This window comes from Stenotrophomonas sp. GW821-FHT09E08, from assembly GCF_059416125.1.
The window spans coordinates 1-6,998 of record NZ_JBWKOO010000029.1 but is presented as its reverse complement, the minus strand read 5'-3'; the positions used below and the strand labels follow the sequence as shown (position 1 = coordinate 6,998).

Genomic DNA, 6,998 nt, shown 5'->3' with positions numbered 1-6,998 from the left:
GATGGATGTAAACAACGGCAGCACCGTTCGACGGACGGTGTACGGGCCGAATGTCAACGAGCCCTTGCATGTCTATGACATGGGGGTGCAGACATGGCTGTACGCGGATGAACGTGGCTCCATCGTGGCCGGTGCCAATGCAACGGGGCAGTTGGTCAACAGCACCCGCTATGACATCTGGGGCCGTCCTGATGCGGTCCACGGCCGCTTTGGATATGCAGGCCACATCTGGCTTATCGGCCCAGAGCTCTATCACATGGGAGCGCGTGCCTACTCCCCCAATCTAGGCCGTTTCATCCAGCCTGATCCGGCCGGCTTTGCTGGCGGCATGAACCTCTACGCCTATGCCGACAACGATCCGGTCAACCGCTACGATCCGTTTGGCTTAAGCGGTGAGCCCATTGCAGGCCGACAGGTGCCGACCCTGCCTCCAGTCAAGGCTCTTCCCCCAGACCAACCGCGTCTCAACTATGCTGGCTTGAATGCCTCCCTGATTGATGGCATCCAGACCGGGCTGGATATTGCTGGTATGGCCCCGTTGCGCGAGTTGTTCGGCGCAGCATTGCAGCTGAGCCGTGCTGAATACGGAAATGCGGCCTTGTCGGTAGCCGGCATCGTGCCAGTGTCAGGGTCTGCAGCAAGCATTGGAAAAATTGCCGCAAAGGAAGGAAAATTTGTCTACAGGGGGCTTGCCAAAGGAGAGGCGATTGCAGCCGGACTCTCAGCCCGTGCTCCCGGTGCTGGCAACAGCGTTGTCAGCCATGTCGCGGGGAAACGTAGTACGCAGTGGATTTCGACAACGAAAGACATCAACACGGCACTTGAAAAGTACGGGCAGCATGGTGTCGTGCGCGTGGATCTCAACAAGGTTGGTTCAGAGGTACTTGATGTGTCTGGAGGAATCCCCCAAGGCGGCCGCATGTCGAATTGGGCTCGACGTGACCAAGAGGTCTTGATTCGGGATTTCATCCCCCCAGAAGCAATCATGAGAGTTAAGTAATGGACGCTGGAAAATTTATCGAAGAGTTGGAAGTGGAGTGGGACATTGAAGGGTTCTTTGATCAAGTTCGCAATGGAGTTTTTGACGCCACGCGAGCCCACCATGTCTTGGGACTGCTGCGAGAGATAGATGTAGATGAATCTCAGGACCTTCCTCGACGCTTGGTTTCGTTGCTTTGGTACATGCCAATCTTTCTCGGGTGGCAGCTTCCACGCGTTGAGGAAAAAGGAGGGGAGATAGCCTCGTTCGAGCGGTTCATTCTCGATGTCCAGAACATCCTGGAGGAAGTGCTGGGCACCCCTTAGGCTCCGACGACTCAAGCGACTGATTGCTGATGAATGGCGGAAGATCTCTGCCGAATGTAACTGAAGGTCACGCTGGTCCTTCAGTTGGCGCGCGGTGATGGGTCAACTTCTGGCGAGTTCAGAAATTCCTGCTAAGTCAGTGGCGCTACTTGATCCGCACGATGGAGATCGATCGGAATGGCGCCCTGGAAGTACCCGTGCTCCAAGTGAGTCGATTGGTGAGTCAAAATTGGATGAATGTAGATTTTATTGCAATAAAATCAATGGTGTATTACTATTATTCGGTTGCTTCACGACACATTGACGTCCAATGAAGTCCAGAGACGTCCGCAAAGACCTTTAGATGCTGGATTTAAGCGGCTCACTGTTGCCAAATCGCTTCTGTAGCCGCCCCACCCAGGCGCACTTTTGGGCAGGCCTCAGAGCCTTTTTTCTGACCACCTCCTGCAGCATCGCCTTGTCAAGGCTCAGGTCGGCCACCGACTGCTTGGGCTTGGGGTTTTCCTCCTCCAGCAGTCGCAGCCGCTTGAGCTCGGAAGGCCCCAGCTCGCCGTACTTCTTGGGCCACACGTAGAACGTCGTCTCCGCGATGCCCATCTTGCGGCGCACCTCCTTGACCGCCGTCCCCGCGTCGACCTGCTTGAGCGCATAGGCAATCTGCTCCTCAGTGAAACGGCACTTCTTCATCGCAGGATTCCTCGTGATCCACGGGGGCCATGCCGGACGACGTCTCTACTTTACGTTGGCCCGATTTTCAGGGGGTGGGTCACTGCCGCTGGGTGGGCCAGCGCGCCGCTCACGGCGAAACTGCGGAACGGCACTCGGCCTCTACGTGCCAGGCGGAAGGTGTTTAACGGATGCCTTCTCTGGGCTCCGGCGTCGGTAGTGCGTGAGGCTTTCTTCGCCGCGGGATTAATGTGAACTTTTATTGTATGTAAATAAATCGTGTGGTTGATCGGCCGAGTCCTATATGCCAGTAGCCTTCGCGGGCTGTACTGGGCATATTCACATTCCACCCCAGATCATCGCCAGGTCAGCTATCTACTTTTGTGGAAGCCGACGAGTCTGTGCTGTTCCGATGGGACGGCGTTTTTCTAACGAAGTAAGGATCTGTGTTCATGCGAATCTCATTGAAAGTAATCGCGCTGTCTGTCGTCGCGTTGAGTGGAAGTGGCACCGCCCTTGCCAACACGCCGGTTCCAGATGCCATGGCATACCTCAGCACACAGAACATGATCGGCGCATTGCAGTACTGCGCAGGGCAGGGCTTCGCGGATGCTGGGGTAACATCCGCCGCTGGTGAGATGGCGGCGATGAAAGTTGAGGGACATCTTGCCGAAGCTGGTGCTCACGCCCGTAGCGTCGGTGAGCGTGGTGTGGTGTTCCACTTCTCCGCGAAGGATAGGAAGTCGCTGATTCCGGTTGTCACCATCGAAGCGCTGGCGGAGGCTGGGAAAACATCAGTCAAAAACGTCTGCGAGACTTACACGAAGGCCTTCGCCCCGACTGTAGGTAAGAGCAAGAAGTAGTGCGGCGGCGGGGCGCTGCAATTCCCGAGGGATGCGGTGCTCCGCTGCATTTCGACCTCTTCATACCTGCTCGTCGGATGCCCTGTGGGATATGGTCCGTTGCTCAAGAGCGGTCCGGTCCGTGCGTTGATTGATGACACGGCCTTCCACATCATTCGGCATCGACTATTTAACCAGGATCGCTGAACTTGCCTCCAAGTCGTGCGCGCACCGAGGGTCGATGACATGCCGGGATGACGCACGGCTCCGTGGTCCAAAACCTGCCTGACCAGCGCATCACGATTGAGTAGTGAGGAGACTACTCACAGCGAACCACGGATCAGCGGCCCCAACCACCGAAGGGGGTTCTTACAGTTGATCTGGGTGCAGCGCTGGGGATCGTCAACGACCAAGCGCCCATGACCATCGGCTACCAAGGTTGCCCCCTCAAGGAGCGCCGAGATTTCTCGATCAAGTTCATCCGCTAGCCTGGATTTTCGCGAGGCTGGATAGTCAACGCGTATTCCATTCTCGGTATTGTGCCGCGCCGACAGGGGGTCGAAGTTGAAGCTGCCGACGAAGTACGAGTGATTGTCTACTCGCATGATCTTCGCATGCAGCATCCTTCCCTCGACGGGATCTAGGTACTCGCGCACCTCGAATCCGTCTCGAGCCAGCGCGGGGAGGTCATTGGCATACGCTTTTGCTAATGGCGGAAATTCGTTAGACAGATTGACGATCGAGGCCGTCAGTATCACCACCCTAACCCCGGCTCGAATCTTGCGCTTCAGCACGCCACGGACTTCTGGAACCAGAAGGATGTAGGGGTTAACGATGACGATCTCCCGACGCGCCTCGTCGATCAGTTGAAGCACACCGCCCAGAGTTCCATCATCCCTGCTTTTATCTGGCTGATCGTGGTAGTAGCGCAAGCTGGGACAGAAGGCGTCGCCGGCGCTCACGGGCACCGCCGCGGCATCAAGTCCATTTGTCGTCTGCAACGGCACAGCCTGCAGCTTGCGCAAGATCGCTTGCGTACCAGCTCGCTGCTGTCGCGCTTTCCCTGGCTGAATCTCCACGCTATAGGGTGATTGCCAAAACAGTTGGAAATGCGACCGCATTCGTGCGAAAACATCACTGTGTCCAGGGGTGAGCTCGCGAAGCGCCACGTCCTCTTCGATCAGCCAGCCTTTAGCGCTGGCGTCCCATATCGAGCTGCTGCCTACAATTGCGGAATCGCCTGCCAGGAAAAGTTTGTCGTGAGCGCGCTTTCGTATCCGTAAAATCCTGGATTTTGGATTGAAAGCTCGGATCTCGAGGCCGGGAGCCATTTGCCTTATGGCCGCTACGAGGTCTCCATTGATAGGCATAGACACTCCCGGCCCAACGCCATCTATCAAAAGCTGAACCTTCACGCCGCGAACCGATGCGTCGATAAGATGTCTCAACAGACGCAGCCCAGTCTCATCCGTATCGAAGATGTAGGCAATCAACTGGATTTGCTGCGGCGGCTCGACCTTGTCAACCATGTACGTCCACAAATCCCGCCTGTCGCCATTTACGCGACGAATTTCTTCGCTGCATGTCGCAGTCGGCTTGAAGGAGCTTATCGAAGGGTCGGCGGCGCCGACCGGCGGTGCTGCGAAGCAAAGGCTAAGCAGTGCGCCTGCCTTGATGCTCCAGCGTTTGATTTCAGCGGACCGGCAAGGGTTCATCGAGTTCTCGCAGAGGATTGTTCCGGTGACCGGAGACATCGATTTTCTGATTAAAAAATCCCTCGATCTGGTTCATCATTTCATCGAAGTTCTTATTGAAGTCTTTCGGAGAGACCTTATAGGCATCAAGCTCGGATTTCGCCACGTTTGCGTGCCAAACGTCCGAGTTCTGCGGGTACACAATCATCATTTTCTCTCCAGCTAAGCCGTCATACATACTAAATGCGGCCTCTGGCCGCACAGCCGGGTCCTTCATGGGTACAACCAAAAAAGTTGGTGCCGTTATTTCTTCGTATATTGCGCCTCCTGAATGGTCTTCCTCTCCCATTCGTGAATTTTTCGCGTGACGCGCAAAGATGAATTTTGCCAGGCGCCTTGCTTCGTTGGCCTGATTGCCGGAGTAGTAAGGGGTTTCGTCAAGGTCGGGGCGCCTTCCGAGAAATACATTGCCACTAAGTCCAGTCATTACCCCAATAGCGCCACCGACAGTCGGCAGCAGCTTGAGTTTTAAGGCCGGCGCCCAAAGCAGTAGGCCCGCAGTATAGTCTGGATACTTCAGTGCGCCCGCGAGCGCGACGGTGGCCCCCAAGGAGTGTCCAGCGAAAACGACGCGCGGCCCCAAGCATGACGCTATCAACATGGCCCGATCCAATTCGTCCAGCCACTGAAAGAAAGTGACTTCGCGCGCGCTAACAGTGTCTTTCCCCCATTGGCCCGACAGAAGAATCGATAGCGTGTTGTAACCCTGCGCACGCAATCGTTCCCCAGCGCCTCGCAAGAAGTAGGGCGATTCGAATAGGCCGTGGACAAGGATCACTGTGACACCCGATGGCCCATGCTCTGGGAAGTCCAGCCGAGGGAGGTGCTTGGATGGAACTCCCTGCTCGATCTTCTTTTCGACCAGGCGCTGAAATGGCATGTCGCAGGCGGTACGCGCAGTGGCGGGAATTTCGATGTCCGGCTCAGATGCCCAAGTTGGAAATGCAAGCCATAGAAGATAGACCGAGAGCATTCTACCTTGACGCATATTATCTTTGAACTTCTCTTCATGAAAGCCTGCTACATTCCCTGGGATGGCCAGGGAATACAATTCACAAAGTGGGATAAGGCATATTGCAAGGACGTTTCAGACGAACTTGCTGGGCCGTTATCACGTCCCTGGTGACGCTCGGGCGAGCAATGGTACTGGTCGAGGATTCAATATATAGAAGGGACGGGAGAGAAAGATTCTTTTGTTCGCCTGTATAGGTCGGTAGCTCCCCCGGGAGCACGGTGATATTTCGGTGGTTCATGATGTGCAGGCCCCGACGGATTCATCGCGTTACCTGCCGATTACGGGTACGTGCTTGGCAGATTGTAGAAGTCGATGATCGTATCGATTTGGCAGGCAGGAATTGCCGGCGCCTCTGCCGGGTACGTATCCAGCCCGATCAGATGCTTGGTTTGCGCTCAACTACAAGCCCCGTTGTATCTTTCGAGTTTACTTGTTGCGGCGTTATCCAAGGCCACATGGCCCACTCGTTCCAGATAATTGTCCTTGGCTAGCACCACGAGCCTGGCGGTTGGTCGTGCGCAGAGCGCATCGAGGTTGCGGACATGTTCGGCGTCCAAGCCTGCCCTGCTGTCGCGCAACTGCTAATTAGGGGCGTGTTCGGCATGACCAAGCTGCGTTGGCGTTGGAGATGATGATCGCGCTTGTTCAAGAAATTCCTCCACGCTTTGATGTGCTTGTCATAGCACGGCATGAATTGGAGGATCAATAGGGGCGTTGCGCCATCATCCGTTCGTCAACAAATCTCTTCCACCATCCGGGCCAGCAGTCGAACGTCTCAACGCTAACATATGTGTGCGACACGCTTGCACAAGCTAAGGATATGGAGTGTTGACTGAAAGCTGAATAGGTGATAGACCGGGTATGCCGGAGCCATTAACGACGTGACCGCACTAAATTCGCATCAACCTGCGCAGTTGCCATGCAACCAGCCGCCTCGTCGGGGATCATGCGCTGTCGTCTACCTGCATGGAGTACCGACGCCCCCATTCCCAGCCGACGTTGTTGGAGGCAACCCCGCGCCGAGTGTCTTCACTGGCCTGGTCACGGGTCACGATCAGCTTCATTCTGGGGCTCAAGCCAAACAGTAGATCGAAGCCGTAGTTGACCGAGAGTACCTTGCGTAGTTCACAGGTTGGTCCTCCGGGCCGATTCCCGCTCCAGTCCGCGTCTTCCAATTGCAAGACAACCTGTCCCAACCTGTGGGCTTGTGCCCTGAGTACCTGGAAGTTCGGGTCCAGGGCGATTTTGTTGTCAGCGGCGATCGGAAAGATGTGGCGGATGAAGAACTCGAATACCTCCAGAGCAACGCCGCTCAGACGCGTGGCGACTACAGCCATCAACGGGTTCACCCCCGTTTTCACGGACACTTACAAGAAGGCCGATTCAGGCCATGAGGAGTGTTCATGTCAAAGCGTA

Annotated in this window: 6 protein-coding genes and 1 pseudogene; 3 read left to right on the top strand and 4 right to left on the bottom strand. The window is 55.8% G+C overall.

Features of this window, described 5'->3' with window-relative positions; all coding sequences use genetic code 11:
• Both AC07M7_RS21005 and AC07M7_RS21000 read left to right on the top strand, forming a co-directional pair.
• Window positions 1-1,000 (top strand): RHS repeat-associated core domain-containing protein (locus tag AC07M7_RS21005; protein ID WP_495208212.1); only part of this gene is annotated, 1,000 nt, incomplete at its 5' end.
• Entirely contained in the window at window positions 1,000-1,305 is a 306-nt protein-coding gene (locus AC07M7_RS21000; RefSeq protein WP_495208211.1) for a hypothetical protein, read from the top strand. The genes AC07M7_RS21005 and AC07M7_RS21000, both read left to right, overlap by 1 nt.
• Before the next feature lie 372 nt (window positions 1,306-1,677).
• Here AC07M7_RS21000 and AC07M7_RS20995 read toward each other — a convergent pair.
• Window positions 1,678-1,992, bottom strand: a pseudogene (locus AC07M7_RS20995) (transposase); the annotation flags it as partial.
• A gap of 431 nt (window positions 1,993-2,423) precedes the next feature.
• Between AC07M7_RS20995 and AC07M7_RS20990 the strand changes: the two are divergent.
• Window positions 2,424-2,834 (top strand): hypothetical protein, encoded by a 411-nt coding sequence (locus tag AC07M7_RS20990; protein ID WP_495208210.1) that lies wholly within the window; start codon window positions 2,424-2,426, stop codon window positions 2,832-2,834.
• Between the two features lie 302 nt (window positions 2,835-3,136).
• Here the strand turns inward: AC07M7_RS20990 and AC07M7_RS20985 are convergent, their stop codons facing one another.
• The 3 genes from AC07M7_RS20985 to AC07M7_RS20975 form a co-directional block, all read right to left on the bottom strand.
• Window positions 3,137-4,567 carry a phospholipase D-like domain-containing protein gene (locus tag AC07M7_RS20985; RefSeq protein WP_495208209.1) on the bottom strand — a complete coding sequence of 477 codons (1,431 nt, stop codon included), beginning with the start codon at window positions 4,565-4,567 and terminating at the stop codon, window positions 3,137-3,139.
• On the bottom strand, window positions 4,506-5,618 hold the full coding sequence (locus tag AC07M7_RS20980) for an alpha/beta hydrolase (RefSeq protein WP_495208208.1): 1,113 nt from the start codon (window positions 5,616-5,618) through the stop codon (window positions 4,506-4,508). Before AC07M7_RS20980 ends, AC07M7_RS20985 begins: the two co-directional genes overlap by 62 nt.
• 908 nt (window positions 5,619-6,526) lie before the next feature.
• Window positions 6,527-6,919: a hypothetical protein gene (locus AC07M7_RS20975; protein ID WP_495208207.1), complete on the bottom strand. Its 393-nt coding sequence runs from the start codon at window positions 6,917-6,919 to the stop codon at window positions 6,527-6,529.
• Window positions 6,920-6,998 lie beyond the last annotated feature (79 nt).